The organism is Stutzerimonas sp., from assembly GCF_982611455.1.
This window is the reverse complement of record NZ_CEXBBO010000001.1, coordinates 1-15,843: the sequence shown is the minus strand read 5'-3', so window position 1 is coordinate 15,843 and position 15,843 is coordinate 1. Positions and strand designations below refer to the sequence as shown.

18 protein-coding genes and 1 pseudogene are annotated in these 15,843 nt (G+C 53.5%); 9 read left to right on the top strand and 10 right to left on the bottom strand.

Annotated features, from left to right (window positions below; translation table 11 throughout):
- From AC2LD7_RS00095 to AC2LD7_RS00080, 4 genes are read left to right on the top strand one after another with little or no spacing between them, the layout of a single operon-like run.
- Positions 1–819 carry an ABC transporter ATP-binding protein gene (locus AC2LD7_RS00095; protein WP_484595827.1) on the top strand — a complete coding sequence of 273 codons (819 nt, stop codon included), beginning with the start codon at positions 1–3 and terminating at the stop codon, positions 817–819.
- Positions 812–1,522: an ABC transporter ATP-binding protein gene (locus tag AC2LD7_RS00090; RefSeq protein WP_484595826.1), complete on the top strand. Its 711-nt coding sequence runs from the start codon at positions 812–814 to the stop codon at positions 1,520–1,522. Before AC2LD7_RS00095 ends, AC2LD7_RS00090 begins: the two co-directional genes overlap by 8 nt.
- Positions 1,522–2,409 carry a branched-chain amino acid ABC transporter permease gene (locus tag AC2LD7_RS00085; RefSeq protein ID WP_484595825.1) on the top strand — a complete coding sequence of 296 codons (888 nt, stop codon included), beginning with the start codon at positions 1,522–1,524 and terminating at the stop codon, positions 2,407–2,409. The genes AC2LD7_RS00090 and AC2LD7_RS00085 overlap by 1 nt, the downstream gene beginning before the upstream one ends.
- A 1-nt stretch (position 2,410) precedes the next feature.
- Entirely contained in the window at positions 2,411–3,382 is a 972-nt protein-coding gene (locus AC2LD7_RS00080; protein WP_484595824.1) for a branched-chain amino acid ABC transporter permease, read from the top strand.
- A 2-nt stretch (positions 3,383–3,384) separates the two neighbouring features.
- Here the strand turns inward: AC2LD7_RS00080 and AC2LD7_RS00075 are convergent.
- The 3 genes and pseudogenes from AC2LD7_RS00075 to AC2LD7_RS00065 all read right to left on the bottom strand — a co-directional run.
- Positions 3,385–3,635: pseudogene (locus tag AC2LD7_RS00075) on the bottom strand (ParA family protein); the annotation flags it as partial.
- 89 nt (positions 3,636–3,724) lie between these two features.
- Complete coding sequence (gene thyA / locus AC2LD7_RS00070) at positions 3,725–4,090, bottom strand: thymidylate synthase (protein WP_484595823.1); 366 nt, start codon at positions 4,088–4,090, stop codon at positions 3,725–3,727.
- A 200-nt stretch (positions 4,091–4,290) separates the two neighbouring features.
- A complete protein-coding gene (locus AC2LD7_RS00065; RefSeq protein WP_484595822.1) occupies positions 4,291–5,349 on the bottom strand; it encodes a DUF4365 domain-containing protein in 1,059 nt (352 codons plus the stop codon).
- A gap of 363 nt (positions 5,350–5,712) precedes the next feature.
- Between AC2LD7_RS00065 and AC2LD7_RS00060 the strand changes: the two genes are divergently transcribed.
- From AC2LD7_RS00060 to AC2LD7_RS00050, 3 genes are all read left to right on the top strand, one after another.
- Positions 5,713–6,495 (top strand): hypothetical protein, encoded by a 783-nt coding sequence (locus tag AC2LD7_RS00060; protein WP_484595821.1) that lies wholly within the window; start codon positions 5,713–5,715, stop codon positions 6,493–6,495.
- A gap of 76 nt (positions 6,496–6,571) precedes the next feature.
- The gene (locus tag AC2LD7_RS00055) at positions 6,572–6,820 is read left to right on the top strand and encodes a hypothetical protein (RefSeq protein WP_484595820.1); all 249 of its coding nucleotides are present in this window, start codon (positions 6,572–6,574) and stop codon (positions 6,818–6,820) included.
- Positions 6,817–7,632 (top strand): hypothetical protein, encoded by an 816-nt coding sequence (locus tag AC2LD7_RS00050; protein ID WP_484595819.1) that lies wholly within the window; start codon positions 6,817–6,819, stop codon positions 7,630–7,632. Before AC2LD7_RS00055 ends, AC2LD7_RS00050 begins: the two co-directional genes overlap by 4 nt.
- A gap of 451 nt (positions 7,633–8,083) precedes the next feature.
- Here the strand turns inward: AC2LD7_RS00050 and AC2LD7_RS00045 are convergent, their stop codons facing one another.
- The 7 genes from AC2LD7_RS00045 to AC2LD7_RS00015 all read right to left on the bottom strand — a co-directional run bounded on the left by AC2LD7_RS00045 (position 8,084) and on the right by AC2LD7_RS00015 (position 14,801).
- On the bottom strand, positions 8,084–9,655 hold the full coding sequence (locus tag AC2LD7_RS00045) for a hypothetical protein (RefSeq protein WP_484595818.1): 1,572 nt from the start codon (positions 9,653–9,655) through the stop codon (positions 8,084–8,086).
- A gap of 436 nt (positions 9,656–10,091) precedes the next feature.
- Positions 10,092–10,235 (bottom strand): helix-turn-helix domain-containing protein, encoded by a 144-nt coding sequence (locus tag AC2LD7_RS00040; RefSeq protein ID WP_484595817.1) that lies wholly within the window; start codon positions 10,233–10,235, stop codon positions 10,092–10,094.
- Positions 10,236–10,866: 631 nt separating this feature from the next.
- Complete coding sequence (locus tag AC2LD7_RS00035; RefSeq protein WP_484595816.1) at positions 10,867–11,472, bottom strand: DUF2726 domain-containing protein; 606 nt, start codon at positions 11,470–11,472, stop codon at positions 10,867–10,869.
- 113 nt (positions 11,473–11,585) lie between these two features.
- Positions 11,586–12,674, bottom strand: coding sequence for a type VI immunity family protein (locus AC2LD7_RS00030; RefSeq protein WP_484595815.1), 1,089 nt, complete (start codon positions 12,672–12,674; stop codon positions 11,586–11,588).
- Between the two features lie 16 nt (positions 12,675–12,690).
- On the bottom strand, positions 12,691–13,404 hold the full coding sequence (locus AC2LD7_RS00025) for a VRR-NUC domain-containing protein (protein WP_484595814.1): 714 nt from the start codon (positions 13,402–13,404) through the stop codon (positions 12,691–12,693).
- Positions 13,401–13,919 (bottom strand): PAAR domain-containing protein, encoded by a 519-nt coding sequence (locus AC2LD7_RS00020; protein ID WP_484595813.1) that lies wholly within the window; start codon positions 13,917–13,919, stop codon positions 13,401–13,403. Before AC2LD7_RS00020 ends, AC2LD7_RS00025 begins: the two co-directional genes overlap by 4 nt.
- Positions 13,920–14,306: 387 nt before the next feature.
- Positions 14,307–14,801, bottom strand: a complete 495-nt coding sequence (locus tag AC2LD7_RS00015; protein WP_484595812.1) for a helix-turn-helix domain-containing protein — start codon at positions 14,799–14,801, stop codon at positions 14,307–14,309.
- Positions 14,802–14,994: 193 nt separating this feature from the next.
- Between AC2LD7_RS00015 and AC2LD7_RS00010 the strand changes: the two genes are divergently transcribed.
- Together AC2LD7_RS00010 and AC2LD7_RS00005 are read left to right on the top strand one after the other, a co-directional pair.
- Positions 14,995–15,528, top strand: coding sequence for a hypothetical protein (locus AC2LD7_RS00010; protein ID WP_484595811.1), 534 nt, complete (start codon positions 14,995–14,997; stop codon positions 15,526–15,528).
- A gap of 4 nt (positions 15,529–15,532) precedes the next feature.
- The coding region (locus AC2LD7_RS00005) for a DUF6957 family protein (RefSeq protein ID WP_484595810.1) at positions 15,533–15,843 on the top strand (311 nt) is incomplete at its 3' end.

Genomic DNA, 15,843 nt, shown 5'->3' with positions numbered 1-15,843 from the left:
ATGGCGACCAGCGTCGGCAATGTGCCCGGGGAAGCGGCGGCTTCGCCGGGCATCGGCGATGAATCGCAACCGCGCGTCGTGCTTTCGGCGCGCGGGCTGCGCCGCGATTTTGGTGGTTTCGTAGCGGTGAACAATGTCGATCTGGACGTTCATCACGCTCGCGTCCACGCCCTGATCGGGCCCAACGGCGCGGGTAAAACCACGGTATTTAATTTGCTGACCAAATTTCTGCAGCCGTCGAGCGGCAGCATCCGGCTGCTCGACCAAGACATTACCCGTACCGATCCGGCCAAGGTGGCCCGCATGGGGTTGGTTCGTTCGTTTCAGATTTCAGCGGTGTTTCCGCACCTGAGCGTATTGGAGAACGTGCGAGTCGCCCTGCAGCGTCCCGGCGGGCTAGCCACTCAGTTCTGGCTGCCGCTGCGTTCGCTTAACCGGCTCAATGAGCGCGCCATGGCGCTGATCGAGTCGGTAGGACTGCAGGACGCTTGCCACAGCCCAGCCGCGGATTTGTCCTACGGGCGCAAGCGGGTGCTGGAAATCGCCACCACCCTGGCGCTGGAACCCAAGGTGTTATTGCTCGACGAGCCGATGGCGGGCATGGGCCACGAGGACGTGCATATCGTTTCCGAGATCATTCGCGAAGTCGCTCGCGACCGCGCCATTCTGATGGTCGAGCACAACCTGAAGGTCGTGGCAGATCTCTGCGATCAGGTCACCGTTCTGCAACGAGGGGAGATTCTTACTTCCGGCGACTACGGCAGCGTGAGCCAGGATGCACGTGTTCGTGAGGCTTATATGGGGACGGATGATGAGTGAAGCGACGCCGCTGCTGAGTGTTCGTGAGCTCAACGCCTGGTATGGCGAGAGCCACGCTCTACATGGGATCGATCTGGATGTTCATCAGGGCGAAACCGTCACCCTGCTCGGGCGTAACGGGGTCGGCAAAACCACGGCGCTGCGCTCGATCATGGGCATCATCCGCAAGCGCAGCGGAACCATTGCGTTCGATGGCCGCGACATGATGCGCGTGCCCTTGCATCGAACCGCGCACACCGGGATGGGTTTCGTGCCGGAAGAGCGCGGCATTTTCGCCACCCTGACGGTAGATGAGAATCTGACTCTGCCGCCGATCATCGCCAAGGGCGGTATGTCCACCGACGAGATCTATCAGTTGTTCCCCAACCTCAAGGAACGCCGTAACAGCGCCGGGACCAAGCTCTCCGGCGGCGAACAGCAGATGCTGGCCATCGCGCGCATCTTGCGTACCGGAGCGAAGCTATTGTTGCTCGACGAGCCCACCGAAGGCTTGGCACCGGTGATCGTCCAGCGCATCGGCGATGTGCTGTTGACGCTCAAACAGCGTGGCATGACCATTCTGCTGGTCGAACAGAATTTCCGTTTCGCCAGCAAAGTCGCCGACCGCTTTTATCTGGTCGATCACGGACGGATCGTCGACAACTTCCACGTCAGCGAACTTCCAGACCGCATGACGATACTCAACGAAACCCTGGGGGTCTGATGACGGAGATCTTCGGCGTACCCATCCAGGCCTTTCTCGGGCAATTGTTGATCGGCCTGATCAATGGCTCCTTCTACGCCATGCTCAGCCTTGGTCTGGCGATCATTTTTGGCTTGATCAAAGTGATCAACTTCGCCCACGGCGCGCAGTACATGATGGGCGCCTTCGCTGGTTACCTGCTGCTGGCGATGCTGGGCATCGGTTATTGGCCGGCGTTGATTCTGGCACCGTTGATCGTTGGCCTCGTCGGGGCGGTAATCGAGCGGCTGGCGCTGTCACGGCTGTACAACCTCGATCACCTCTACGGCCTGCTATTCACGTTCGGCCTGGCCCTCGCGCTGGAAGGCGCGTTCCGCTACTACTACGGCTCGTCCGGCCAGCCCTACGCGGTGCCGAGTCTGCTGTCAGGCGGCTACAACCTCGGCTTCATGTTTCTGCCCAAGTACCGCGCCTGGGTGGTGCTGGCGTCCCTGCTGATTTGCCTGGGCACTTGGCTGCTGATCGAGAAAACCAAACTCGGTGCCTATCTGCGCGCCGCCACCGAAAACCCCACGCTGGTACGTACCTTCGGCATCAACGTGCCGCTGCTGCTGACGTTCACTTACGGCCTCGGTTCCGGTCTGGCGGGACTGGCCGGAATCCTTGCCGCACCGATTTATCAGGTCAGCCCGCTGATGGGCTCGAACCTGATCATCGTGGTGTTCGCCGTGGTGGTGGTCGGCGGTATGGGTTCGATCATGGGCGCGATCATCACTGGCTACATGCTCGGCATTCTCGAGGGGTTGACCAAAGTGTTTTACCCCGAGGCCTCTAATATCGTGATCTTCGTGGTCATGGCGATCGTGCTGCTCGTACGTCCGGCGGGCTTGATGGGAAAGGATGGCTGATATGCAGCAAGCAACCGCAACCCGCAAACGCTGGAATGCAGAGACGATCCTGATCCTCATTGGTGTCGTCGCGCTGGTACTGGCGCCTCTGCATTTCTATCCCGTGTTTCTGATGAAGGTGATGTGTTTCGCCCTGTTCGCTTGCGCATTCAATTTACTGCTCGGCTATACCGGCATCCTTTCGTTCGGCCATGCGGCCTTCTTCGGTGGCGCCGCCTACTTCACCGCCCATGCCGTCAAAGAGTGGGGACTGACACCGGAACTGGGGATTCTCGTTGGCGTGGTCGGCGCCGCGTTTCTCGGTTTAGTGATAGGTTTTCTGGCCATCCGCCGGCAAGGCATCTACTCCACGATGATCACGCTGGCGCTGTCGCAGATGTTCTTCTTTTTCTGCCTACAGGCGTCTTTTACCCATGGCGAGGACGGCATTCAGGGCATTCCGCGCGGCCACCTGTTCGGATTGATCGACCTCAAAGAGCCGTTGCACATGTATTTCTTCGTGCTGAGTGTGTTTCTCATCGGCATGTTGGCGATCTGGCGGATCATCAACTCACCCTACGGCATGATCCTCAAGTCCATCCGTGAAAACGAAAACCGTGCCATTTCGCTCGGCTATTCGGTGTCACGCTACAAGCTAGGTGCCTTCGTCATGTCGGCGGCTCTGGCGGGGCTGGCAGGAGGTCTGAAAGCTCTGGTTTTTCAATTCGCCACGCTTACCGACGTCAGCTGGCAGATGTCCGGCGAGGTGGTATTGATGACGCTGCTTGGCGGTATCGGCACGCTGGTGGGGCCGGTTTTCGGCGCGGCGCTGGTCACCAGTCTCGGCAACTACTTCGCAACCTCGTCGCTGCCGGTCACACTGGTCACCGGAATCATCTTCATGGTCTGCGTATTGATCTTCCGCCGCGGCATCATCGGCGAGCTGTATGCATCCCGCCTGGGCCGCAAGATCGAACGCGCGAGGGCCGAGTGACCTCAGGCACTGCCCTCGAGACATCCGTGCAGCGCAACGAATTGCTGGCTCAACTTATGCCGCGAGTCGAAATGGATCAGCGGAGGCAGACCTGATGCGACTCGCGCATCCGCACCGAACTCATCAGGTGCACCGGCAACACGGGCAAGCCCTCGTCAAATAGCTCATCGATCATCTGTTGCTGTAACGCCGCCCTCGGCAAGAACTGGTTGACCACTATCCCGTCGACCTCGAGCGCTCCGTTGTGGCCTTCCTGCATCCTGCGCATTCCGTAGCCCCTAAACCCGGAGTCCGGCAAATGACGCTGGCGTTAAACGATCGGAAGGCGGCGTCCGGCCGCCCTTACACCGCGACGGGAGCCTTGATGAGCGGATGGGCTTCGTAACCGACCAGCTCGAAATCTTCAAAACGGAAGGCGAACAGGTCTTTCACCGCCGGGTTGAGCTTCATTGTCGGCAACGGAAGCGGCTCGCGTGTCATCTGCAGATCGGCCTGCTCCAGATGATTGGCATACAGATGGCAGTCGCCGCCGCTCCAGATGAACTCACCGGGCTGCAGATCGCAGACCTGCGCCACCATCAGGGTCAACAAGGCGTAGCTGGCAATATTGAAGGGCACCCCGAACACTTTCACCGCCCCGGATTTTCGCACAGTACGTGAAGAGCGAACGCCTTCACTGGAATAATCTATGTGTGCATTATCAAACATGCACATAACCTATGCAAGCTCTTTTTTCAACCTTTGACGACAAATCCACTCATCCGCTTCTCGCCCCCCCCGAAACATCGTTCATGCCATAGCCGGCCAGAGATACCAGCGAATTCTTACGGCCTCGTAACACCCCAGAACCCCGCGCACCCGCGCCTTTGGAGATCACAGGAAGCTCACCTACCGAGAGCTGGGCAGGCCTAATCACGGACTCGCGAACGGTTCGACCGCTCTTTCAGTATCTGAGATTTCTGGCTTCTCAAATACTGGGGAGGAAAGCCCTCGTACTGGAAATCCTCACTCACCAAGAAACGCCCGCACCTCCGAAGGAACCCTCTATCCATCTCCTCCCGGACTACATCGGCAAAGAGATTCGCTGCCTTTGCGAGCTCATGAACCAACGCCACACACTCCAACGTCCACGCTTCGTGCTCTGCACGATCCTGTGCGTAATTAGGATTTTCAAATCGCTTGTAAGCGTGACTCCCTTGGTAGGACTTCTGAATCCTTATATATTCCGCCCTTGGCATGAACTCATCGATTAAATCAGATGCGCGCTCAATCAAGTTAATAATTGCGTATTTGGTGCGCAGATACTCCACTGGGATTATTGATTTCAGGGCTTTGAATCTCGCCACCTTCAAACCATCCACGAAGGTCTCAGGCAGTACAACTATATGTGTGGAACAAGCGCCCTCGATCCACTCATACCAAGAATTAAGCCCCAGGCTCCTAGCAACGTCATCAGCAAGATCGAGAACATCCTCTGCATCAGAAGAATCCTGGCCTACCCGATATGAGCGTTTGAGGGGCAGATGGTTGGAGCCTAACCGGAATATTTTCTCAAGCTCGCCCTTACACCTTCGATCAAAGATATTCTCGGCTGGAATCACGATGCTCCAGCCATCAGAGGTACGCGTTATCGATGAATCATCTATATTCACCCAAAACGTAACTCTCTCATTGGGAATATGAAAAACCATGATTACGGGTAGAGAGTACTCGGCCCAATAGTCCAAGTCGCTTTGCCTGCCATGGTACACAAGTCCCCTGGTAGTCTCCCTCAAATATGAAGCACCTGCTTTTATCTGAACGCCGATAAGTTTTCCGGTGGCCCCACGCTCTCCAACTAACTCTATTTGCCCATCAATTCCCACGTCCGCCAAGGATGTCGGCCTGAATATCCACTCCAGCTCTTCAGCGCAAGCCGTCGCAACTGCCGCAACCCCTTTGCTTTCCGTTGGACTCCACTTCTTCATCACCCGCCTCGTAGGTTAGCCAGGAAAAGGACTGATCTATTCAACACAGAGCCCGCCAGGCATTGCAACCACCCAAAGCCCGCTACACCCCAGCCCACGCGATCCCTCAGCCTCGCTCATGAATCCTGCTCAAGTTGTATACGATACGATATTATTATATCGAGTATGACCTTAGTCCGAGCTCCCGAAACACGCGGACTTTACCTTAAACAGTAAAGCTATCTCCCAGTGAATAAAAATCACCATAAAAACTCAAGCACTCACAGCAAGAGACACTACCCATTTATCGATGGCTCACAAAAACCAACCAGAATGCGTAACTACGTAAACACGTAAACACGTAAACCTACAGCCAGGAGCGTTATGAATCGCTGGAAAGTTGACCTCAAAAGCCAAGAGCTGGCCAAAATCTATGACGAATACCTCCATAGTCAAGAAAGATCACTTATCTTCTATTTAAGCTCCGTAGTCCTTAGCAAACATGCAAACTTTTCTGACGAACATCAGGACACAACCATTAGAGCGAGCGACAACTTTGAAGATAGCGCCACTTCAATCCGAACCATTAGCCAAATCCATGCACTTATTCATGATGGGAGATATGATCAGCTGTCACGTTCATTCATCGTGGTCAGCATGGTTACGGCGCTGGGTGATTGCTTTGATGGGATAAGGCGACTTTTGCAGCTAAATGATCAGGCGTTAAAAAAGGCCGTTATCATCAGACAAAATCACATGCCTGATGTAGTCGTTAAGCCTGCCGCATTGAAAATTGCTCATCTCGCCAATAACACTCTCAATCTTGATTCGCGAATCTGTGACTATTACTCATCGAGATGGATCAACTGCATCATCAACCTTCGGCATATGTTCGTGCACGACAAAGGCTCATTCAACCCGGCATATAAGGAACACATGATTAATGTGTGGAAAAACCTGGAAGCTGGCGAGCCGATCACTTTCGGCGAAAACCAGGTCGACTCCATTCTGTGGTTTTTCAACGATCACATACGCGATTTCATCTCTCGACTGGATGAACGACTCCCCCCCCCCGCACACGTAATCAGACCCGCTGTGCACTGGACGGGCACCGATCAGGCGCGTGCACCACACGCACCGGTCGGCCCCAAAGATGATCAGCAATAGCGGCACATCAAAATCGACATAGGTGATAGCATATCGGTATCATGACTGCCGATTAGCCTCATCTCTGGAGTCAAAAATGGAATTTGAGCGGCTTAAACAATTAGTCATTGAGTTTGTAGGTATTTCTGGGTGGGAGCCCACAGCCTCCCAAGTGGCTGAGGTGCGACGCCTCATTAATGAGACCCCACCGTCAACACTAGACGACTTTAAGGCCATTATTTACCAGGCTTGCGAGATCGAAGAGGGAATATCTCTAGAGGGGATAGACAACTCCGACCTCAATGCTGTTCTGGCTATGGCAGCGCAACCGCCAAAAACCAAATGACCAACGAACAGTCCGTAGTTGAGGCCGAGCAAGCGGCAGAGAAGCTAAAACAAGCCTACATGGCTTACATTCGTCCTTTAGCCCTTGCGCACGATACAACCGGGCAAAAATTTACAGTGGACGAACTTCTAGAATGTCAGCGGCTTGGAAATTCTTATTTTAATCACTACGAGAACTATGTCGCTAGTAGCGATTTACTGGGCGCGCATGAGACGGGAAACTGGATTACCAACTTTGCCGAGAATTGCCATGCTGTTCTCGAAAGTTATATATTCCATATTACAACCCTGCGCTATCACGCCGCCTACCTGACCAGAGTTGATGTAGAACCGGGCCACACTGCAATGGCTGGAATGCAGCGAATGGTAAAAGCCTACTGCACTAAAGAAGAATTCAAAAAACTATTCAAAGCGTTTCGAGACGCTAATTTACCCACAAAGGGGTTTACTGTGGCTGCGCACGCAAATAAAGAAAAACTGCCCACCTGGCAAATTGTTCTCTGCACGGTTATCGGGATTTTTATATTGTTCGGCATGGCCGTTATTGCAATTTTCTTCCCGCACCCAACCGAATTCCAAGGCTTTATTTTCCGAGGGATCTTTGCATTGGGCCTATCATCATTGATTGTCAGCGTGCCTGGCTTCATGTCGATGAAAGTTAGGATTTCCAGCTTAGGACAGCTCTTTACCTTGGTGGCTGGTGGTTCGGTTGCCATATTCATCCTTGTATGGCTGATCAATCCTCCAGAGGGTTTTGCCGCCGCCGGGCCTCAGTCGAGCCATCAGACCACTGAGCAGACCCAAAGCCAGTGATTGATCTAGAAGCAGGGCCTGCTAGCTATGATTCGGCAATCCCTGCTCGCTGCGAGCAGCAGATTTGTGCGCATGTATCCCCGAATGATCCAGGAACATATAAATGACAGATGACCAGAAACTTGCTCATAGCTTAAAGATGCAGTTTGGCTTAGGGCCTTACGAACCTACGGGCGACCAACTAGCCGCCATCAAGCGAGATATACAGGCACTTCGTGATCAGGGGATTCGCCCCTCGCACTCCGATTGGCAGAATGCAGTCTACAGTCACTGTCCTGGAGCCGGAGCGTATGGCTACTCAGGCGTAGATAACTCTGACCTCAATGCACTGCTGACGCTCGCGACAAACCCATCCAAGAATCGTTAATAAGAAATCGACCTCTGGTTGGCTTTAGCTGACCCTGTTTAGATATCCTATGAGCGTGCTTCCCTAGGCTTGCCGGGAAACTTCTCAGCGCATGCTGCTAGACGCAAAAGCCTCAATAACAGCCTTCATCTGTAGCGGGTAGTTTGCAATATCGTCTTTATATTCAGGCTGAGCCATGCCGATAAGAATATCTTTGTCCTCGCATGCTGTAGAGAAGACATTCACCAGCAAGCTATGCTGAGCCACGCCAGTGGCATCAAACAAAAAGTCCATCTGGATGACCGCATCCCTACGGACAGTTACACGCCACATAAAACGGGGCATACGGGCGTACAAGCAATCTCGGTAGTCAACCCCGAGCTCCAGATAATCCTTTCGAATGGAGGCCTTGTACTCATTCACAGTAGTGAGATAAATGTCCCACTCGGGCGAAGTAGTATCCGCCCTCAAGTTACTGCGCCATGCGGTCATGACCGAGTTCAGTGCGAGCATCTCGTCATGTATCAACGAAAAAGGTATCCGAATCTTGTGGTACAGGGGCAGCAGGATGAAGTCGGGAATGTAATAGTGCGAATCCCCCCGAGATGTTCTCAGGCCTGAATAGTGCTCTTCTTGACCGATCCGCTCGGGAGAAGGGAGAGCCCCCCACTCCAAACGACAAAACGGCCCAAGCTGATCATCATGAACATAAATCTTATCGATTTTTGATGCGCGTAGCTTAAAGTCGTCAGATGAATAATCATAGTTGGCATCTTCACGAAGTGAATATCCAGTAATAGCTACCGCATGCATTCCCACGGTAGTCTGCTGTCCGTCAGTATAGCGAACCAATCGGGCAGAAAGAATCGAGGGTATCTTCCCTTTTAGATAGGCATAGAGCGCGCTATCAAGATTATATTTAACATTTGCCCGAATGATCTGCGGCTCAAGATCTACCCGACGGATCGCATGAGCCATCTGTCTTGCGGTCAATCCGTTGCTTGGAAATGCCCTTGCACCAACAGCTAATACATTGTCAGGGATTTGGTCGCTTGCCCACTTTGTGATCTCAACCGGAGCAGGAATAGAGTGCTGAAACAGCTTCCCAGTACCTTGCAGACATGTCCACAGGGCACTAGTAGCGCATGCTGCGACAACTTGATCCTGCTCTTGATAGGCTAGGCTGCTGACCTCTAATTCAAGGCCATAGAGATTTACCGGATAGCTGCGCAAACAAGGGAAATTACGTCGCCCTAGATCATCGCAGTATGTTTTTAGGCAGGTGCGCCCAATGATCGTCTGAGGTAGGGGCTTGACTACGATGAAGCCTAGGTAATGTTCAGAAAGCTTGAGAGGCATGTCGTTATCAGATGTATTGATAACAGCGCTCTCAAACTCATCAGCCGAGAAGTCCAAGCTGAAAAAGTGCAGGCGACGCGTTCGACGAGGATAATCAGAAAAACATCTATCGTAGTATTCTGCGTAGTCTTGGAGATAGTCACGATCAACGTAGTAGTTTTCCACCACAATCGTGCAAGCCTTCAACTCATCAAAGTACTGCTGAAAGTAACCAAAGTGGCGCCTGCCTCTAATGGTATTGTCAGTCGTATATTGGGAGCCATCAAGCAGACAGCTAAGAAGGTTTTCGCTGGAATACGGCAGTAGTTCGAAGCTCAAACATCGCGCCCCAGATTAAATGGTGCTCAGGGGACGATCTAGAGACTCTGACGGTACGACGCGGGACGCTTGGAGAGCGGAAAGCGAGGCCATTGCAGAGGACATTGCTGCGCGCATCGCTTCGCGTGTCTGATCGTGGTTAACGGGCTTCACAGGAACAGAGTAACCCTGTCCTGCATGCGCAGAACCCACAACGACAGTTGGTTTCAGGGCGTAGCTCATTTCTTTTGTTCCTACATAACGTATAAGTTCAGGGTACAGAGTACGCGCGATTAAGTCAATTAGACAGCCTTGTCAACCCCACTGGCCGAATCAGCCATAGATGCGTATACACCTTCGAGCGGTCGCTTTGACCTCCTCTGTTCGCCGGCCATAAGAAACAGGGAGGATTCGTGAATGATCAACCCGCCGAACACCCCGCGCGAGGGTTCTGCCTTTACTCAGCCTTGATCCAGTATCTGTGCACCGTTCGAAGCCCCGCGCCGAGCTTCCGGGCAATCTCTTCTTTGCTCAGTCCCTCTGCCTGCAAGGCAATGACAGCTGCACGAGTGCAATGGACTCCCCCCGCTCCCGTAGACATCTCCGGCCTATGGGTGCAGACCTCATGCGGCTGCAATGACGAAGGGAGCCATGCGCTACCAGGACAAGTTGATGCTTATCGTTAACGATGAAAAGGTATGCGAGATGCACCACCTGAACGAGCATGGTGAAGACCCTACAGACTGCCTTTTTTTAATTGTTGAGAACTTCATGCTGACACTCCCAAGATGAGTTCTAACAAATTACTCTGGCACCCACTGAGCTCAGCGAGAGCTGGTCGAAAGAGATGAGACGCGTTGGGCCACTACCAGCCCATCGCCAGCGCCTACTTTCAGCCATAGCAGAGGTTTAAAGTAAGGCGTCAATCTGCAAACCCGTATCATTGTCGCTTGCCGCATGCCTGCTCCCGGCCTTTCAATGCTTTTCGTTTAAAGCAGGCGCATCACTTCACGTACCAGTTTTTCAAACTCTTCGACCGACGAGGCCTTGGCATTTAAGGGCCGGATACGAATGAGCTTGGTGTTTGCGGCTCGGAAAATGGAGTCCTTTAACTGGTCATTGGCCTGAGCCCTAGCCTTATCATGGAAGCTGCTATCCAGCTCAATGAAGTACCTAGGCTCATAGCCACTGCCCACATCAAACACCACGCTGTCGATAATGGCCCGGAAGAACTATGACCTCGCCTCTTCGGACAATTGATCTTTGATGGCCGGGTAATCCAGTACACAGCTTAAGGCGACATTAGGGTAAGGGTGATAGGTCGGAAAAACCCGACGCACCGCCTCATAGAAGTGCTCTTCCTGCCGAGACTTGAACAGGCGAATGGTTTTTGCCTTGCCGACTCCCACTTCTGTGGCGCGAATAGTCATGTTCTCACGCAGACTGGCGGCAACCGTTTCTGGCTTTGTCTGCAAAAAAGACTGGATGATCTGCTTGGCCAGGGGACGGTGTTGATACGACTGGGCGTAGTTGAGGAGTGCAGCGTGCTTGGTTTCCTGCATCAGCTTCAGACGCTCATCTATAAAACGATCCACGAAGCCTTGGCTAAAGCCGTGCTGACCTAGCTCGATGATTAAGCTAGTGAACTCAAACTGCTTTGCGCGCTCAGCCGCCTGCAAAGGCTCTGCGAAGGCGAAAAACTCAGCCTCAAAGTATGTAGTGACCTGGGCCAAGAAGGGGTCTTGCGTCTTGGCCTTCTTGTGCTTGTAGATGATTTTACCAATCGCTTCCCAGTCCTTTTGGGCCAATAGCGTGTACAGCTGCTCTGTGTCTTCCACGCCAGCGCCCCGCAGTTAGTCTTGAGGTAATCCCCCTGATCGTGCGCCTAGAATAGGGCCGAAGTGGAGACGTCGACAACCGATGGGTTAAGGGGTGGCAAAGCCACCCACAGTTATATTCGCTTCACTAATGTATTGGCAGTGTCCAAGTAAGGCTCGTTGCTGAGCAACTTGGCATGCCAGACGGGTATCTCACTCTCATCCACATCCAGACGCTTCAGCCACTGATCCGCCGACCAGCCAACCAGACGCAATTCGCCGTCATGGGAACCGCCATGTAGAGAGCCGACCGTCTCATAGCGGATGCCCTTGAGCACATGATTCAGCAATACGTAAGAGGCAGGCTTTGGGTCTTCGGCATCTCCGCCAAGGTACGGATAGGCTCCGGCCTGGATCACCACTCCGTTACCGTATTCGTAGAATGCGAAATGGCTCGACGGCAGTTGTGTACGCAACACGCCCAGGCCACCTACCAGACCCAAGCGCTCATGATCGAGCAGCGTCAGCCAACTAACCGTTTTGATCTTAGTGGGTTTGAACTCTGGGGTATTCGCCAGGAGGCCTGCTGTTCCCACATCCAAACCCGGCATGCGTTCCGCCATAAAGGCTTCGGTTGGCTCGTTGCTATCACGCCTAGTTGGCGACAGGTTTAAAGCATGACCTGCATAGCCCTGTTGCGGACTCAGCCGCTGTGCAAAATCCAAAAATAAACGTAGGAAATCCAGAGGCTGCTGCTCTTGATGCAGAAGTGGTACGGAAAACTCCAACACACTTAGATCACGTCCGATCCTTGATTCCCAGGCAGATTGGCCAAAAATCTCAAAGTGCCAGCCGCAGGCATCAATAGACTGCTTGCCACTGCCGTAGTAGAAGCTGAGCGGATAATCCTCATCCATGCTGGACAGCATTTCACGCAGTGGCTTTGCATCAGCATAAGCCATCAACGGCTTACCCTCTGGCGGCTCCTCGCGCCAAAGCCAAGTGAGATGGGGCTCGGCTATACGCTTGAACTCGTCGAAGCACTGACAAAGTGCCTCGCGCACCAAGGGGGTATGAGCCTCTTTAAAATAGAGTGTTCCCCGCAAGCAAAGCACGGCACCGATATAGTCCTCGGCCCCACCTTTCATCAGCAGGTTGCCGGGCATCTCCAGCAAATGAGGTTGCTTGGCCAGTTCCTCGACCAGGTCAAATTCCTGCTCCATGAGATTTTCCTTCAATTTAATAGGCTGGGACTGGTGCGGGGATAGGCGGTCTCGGAGAACGACCGCGTGTCACGATATACATTACCGCGCCTGCAATAGCCGCAGCCCATCCGAGATTCTCCACAGGTATCTTGGAGTCTTGATTTTCCTGGTTGCAGTCACAATCGGAGGGCTGCATTTCAACAACCTTATTCTTACTGCCGGCAATGGTGCCGTAGGCGTCACTCTGCCTCGCGTTTCGCTGATCCGGTGGAAACTTCATCTCCACTACCTGTTTGATGTTGTCTTGAGTCGGCGGCTTATTGGGATCCTTGACGATAACCACGTCGGGCCGACGAATCATCCCTCGCCCAGGTTTAAAAGGTGGATGCTCTGGGTCTTCATCCCAGTACTTGCTGATCCAGCCTGGAATCCAGCCATGGGGGTTATTACCGGTCTGGCTGTCGAGGATTGGCTGCGGCGGATTCTTGGTCATGTCGTAACTGACCTCGGGCTTGTAAGGGCTGCGCCCCTGAACAATTTCATCGAGCTCACCCAAGCGCTGGGCCACGCAGGACTGCTTGAGATTCCTGCCATTCTGGCTGACGTTGGGTGTGGTGCTGCAATAGCAGATTGCCGAGCACAGCACTTTCTTGTCCTGCGGGTCGAGCTTTGGCTCAAGGATGCCGACAGGGTTGATCTTGCCGTTGGGGCTCATTCCACCCTGCGAGAGGCTAGGCTGATCGCTCATGCTCCACGCCCCAGCACCAGATCGATATGGATGGACTCCGAAGCATCGTGATTGACCCACGATGTCAGGCCTTCGGCATCAGTGATGTCAAGCACACTCCAACCACCGCTCGACCAGACTTTTACTTTGCGTCCGGTAACTGGCTTACCTGTTTCCTGATCGATAAGTTGAAAGCGCCCAGAGTAAGGCGCTTTGCTACTGACAAGTGACGCAACTGAAGAGAAGGCAGCTGGTGCGAACACATCGCCGATGATGACCGTGCCTGAACCACCGATGATCACGTTGCCGTGCGCACCAACGCTGCCAAGAGTTGCAGCAGGCTGGCCATTAATGAATACAGTCGATGAAACAGCGGAAGCAATGGGACTTCCACATGCAGAACTATCGCCCTGCCGTGCCGCAGACAGGCCGTCGAAAATGACGTTGGGCGACCCTTGGACTATCGGATTGGTGCCATGCCCAGGTACTGGACAGGCTGTTGGGTCGGAAAGACGGGCGGCGGGTTTTCCACTCATGGTGCATATCCCTGCAAAGAGTGAATAAGGGCCAAGTATGCGTGCTGAACTACCGAGTCAGGCTCTGCGGGCAGTGAAGGTGGCATTCCTTGGGAGTCGCGCGAGAAAGTAGCAGGAATCTAGTGCGCAGAATTTTGCTCAAATCAGCGCAATCCCGCGTGAATGCTGGGCCCCAAACACTTGTAACAAATTAATTCAAATCATTGGTTCCGAGGCGAGGCCCGAATCGCCAATACGAGGGATCACAACCCGTGGAGGGGACAGGGCCTCGCCGGCATCGGCAGAGCCACATTCGCAGGGATTGGCTGTACGCATCTCTGGAACACACACATTGGAAAGCACAGTGCCCATTTTGCGTTGAAGTCGCGAGGCAGCCGGGCGGGAGTCTTAGTCACTCTCTGCCGGCTTTATCCAATATCGCTCAACCGTTCTGACGGTAACGCCCAGCTTCCGTGCAATCTCCGCCTTGGACAGACCGTCAGCTTGCAAGCGTCGCGTCTCGTCGCGAGTAGCATCCGCTTTCTGACCTCGAATTCCTCTAGCTACGTCCTCCTGGCCAAAAGGCTCAAAGCGCCCAGCATCAAGCAGTGTGAGAAGTCGTTTGCTGCTCGCAGCAAGATGCTCTTCAACCCCCTTGCCAGCGCGACGTGCTTCGACAATCAACAGCACCTGACTTGGAGAAACGTCAAGCACATCACAGAGAGCAACCAGAGTGTCGATTCTGATGACGCTGAAGCCCTTCTCGATCTGACGCAAGTAAGTTGCGTTGATGACTTCGGCACACGCGTCGTGTGTAAGGCCCGAACGTAATCTTATGTCCCTAATCACCCCTCCTAACACCTTTTCGTAGCTCATCTTCATCGCGCCGAGAAAAGGAAGCATAAAGCCAGCTTTGACGCGACATATCCTGTCGTCATAGCATTACCTTGTTTCGCAAAAGACTGCTTAGCACCTCTGTCAATAAATGCCAATAGAAATCCATTTGGAGTGACGAGAGCAAGCTGTCACCCCCTAAGTCCAGATGCCAACCAGAGGCCCTGCTATATGCGCCCCGAAAAAGATCGAGCCACAACTTTTGCTCCGCTTTATCCAGATGAGCAGGATTGCCTTAAGGGATTTCTTTGAGATACGACGGAAATTTGAAGCTGAGGGAAGCAGAACAATGGGATCTCAAAAAGGCAATGCTGACTTCGCGTTCAGCTCTGACGCGCCGGGCAGATGGAGTCTCACCAAGAAAGGTAATGAGCCCTGGATGCATATCACTCTCGCGTGCTCAACCGAGAGATCGGTCGTAAGCACCATTTCAACCAACGACTCCGAGCTCGTTAAGCGGACACTCGCCGCGCCAGGTGAGGGGCTTTACGTGAGGAGCTTTCAGACCGTGTTCTCTTGCGATTTTCCTGACAACGTGGGGGTCGGTATCGCGGACGTCTTCAAGCTCACCGAAGAGCGAACCAAGAGCGGAGAGTTGTTCCACCGCCTTTATACAAAGTTCGGGGTGTTCAGATTCGGCGGCCCCATCGAGCTCATGGCGAATCAGGTGGAGCGTGGCTCTGACGTGGTCATCTACACCGCCCCCGCCCCAATACAACGATATTTCGGGAACTAATGACGTGAGCGAATTACAAGAAATAACCGACCTTCTTTACGGCGAGGGCGTACCCATGCCTGGCTCACAGGTAACCGAAGACGAAGCCCTCAGGATCGTACGTGAGCGCTTTCGATACCCTGATTACTGCATTGTCCGAGATTGGATCTGGATTGATCTAGACGTGTCCGCCGAACAACTCGAAGCGCTAAGAAAAACCCGGCGCCAACCCGTAATCGTTTATGCCAATACGGTGATCTACGACAGCAATGAACGAGCCCTGAATCGCCCCGGATTTCTTAGACACTTTCCAGGCTCAGTAAATGTCGCTTCTCA

Coding starts and splice junctions, on each gene's coding strand:
- AC2LD7_RS00095 (WP_484595827.1), top strand. CDS start 1: ATGGCGACCAGCGTCGGCAATGTGCCCGGGGAAGCGGCGGCTTCGCCG.
- AC2LD7_RS00090 (WP_484595826.1), top strand. CDS start 812: ATGAGTGAAGCGACGCCGCTGCTGAGTGTTCGTGAGCTCAACGCCTGG.
- AC2LD7_RS00085 (WP_484595825.1), top strand. CDS start 1,522: ATGACGGAGATCTTCGGCGTACCCATCCAGGCCTTTCTCGGGCAATTG.
- AC2LD7_RS00080 (WP_484595824.1), top strand. CDS start 2,411: ATGCAGCAAGCAACCGCAACCCGCAAACGCTGGAATGCAGAGACGATC.
- thyA (WP_484595823.1), bottom strand. CDS start 4,090: ATGTTTGATAATGCACACATAGATTATTCCAGTGAAGGCGTTCGCTCT.
- AC2LD7_RS00065 (WP_484595822.1), bottom strand. CDS start 5,349: ATGAAGAAGTGGAGTCCAACGGAAAGCAAAGGGGTTGCGGCAGTTGCG.
- AC2LD7_RS00060 (WP_484595821.1), top strand. CDS start 5,713: ATGAATCGCTGGAAAGTTGACCTCAAAAGCCAAGAGCTGGCCAAAATC.
- AC2LD7_RS00055 (WP_484595820.1), top strand. CDS start 6,572: ATGGAATTTGAGCGGCTTAAACAATTAGTCATTGAGTTTGTAGGTATT.
- AC2LD7_RS00050 (WP_484595819.1), top strand. CDS start 6,817: ATGACCAACGAACAGTCCGTAGTTGAGGCCGAGCAAGCGGCAGAGAAG.
- AC2LD7_RS00040 (WP_484595817.1), bottom strand. CDS start 10,235: ATGTCTACGGGAGCGGGGGGAGTCCATTGCACTCGTGCAGCTGTCATT.
- AC2LD7_RS00030 (WP_484595815.1), bottom strand. CDS start 12,674: ATGGAGCAGGAATTTGACCTGGTCGAGGAACTGGCCAAGCAACCTCAT.
- AC2LD7_RS00025 (WP_484595814.1), bottom strand. CDS start 13,404: ATGAGCGATCAGCCTAGCCTCTCGCAGGGTGGAATGAGCCCCAACGGC.
- AC2LD7_RS00020 (WP_484595813.1), bottom strand. CDS start 13,919: ATGAGTGGAAAACCCGCCGCCCGTCTTTCCGACCCAACAGCCTGTCCA.
- AC2LD7_RS00015 (WP_484595812.1), bottom strand. CDS start 14,801: ATGCTTCCTTTTCTCGGCGCGATGAAGATGAGCTACGAAAAGGTGTTA.